The sequence below is a fragment of the Streptomyces yerevanensis genome (genome assembly GCF_000716805.1).
GTDB classification, from domain to species: Bacteria; Actinomycetota; Actinomycetes; order Streptomycetales; family Streptomycetaceae; genus Streptomyces; species Streptomyces flaveus.
Genome location: NZ_JNWJ01000301.1, coordinates 1 through 221, shown reverse-complemented (window position 1 = coordinate 221; position 221 = coordinate 1). Strand labels below are relative to the sequence as shown.

Annotated in this window: 1 protein-coding gene; it reads left to right on the top strand. The window is 71.0% G+C overall.

What is annotated here, in order from left to right:
• A partial coding sequence (locus tag OP79_RS49495) for a helix-turn-helix domain-containing protein (RefSeq protein ID WP_033330062.1) occupies positions 1-221 on the top strand: 221 nt, incomplete at both ends.

The window sequence follows — 221 nt, the reverse complement described above, 5'->3', positions numbered from 1 at the left end:
ACCGTGGCCGCCGTGGCCGAGCGGGCCGGCATGGCGGTCGGCAGCATCTACCGCCGGTTCGGCGACAAGGAAGGACTCCTGCTGGCCATCCAGCACGCCTTCACCGAAACCCTCCAGGCCGAGATCACGGAGCGCATGTCCGTGGAGCGGTTGCGCATCCTGCGCGATCCGGCCGTGGCCATCGCCGAGGCGGTCGGCGCGATCACCGACGCCTTCCAGGC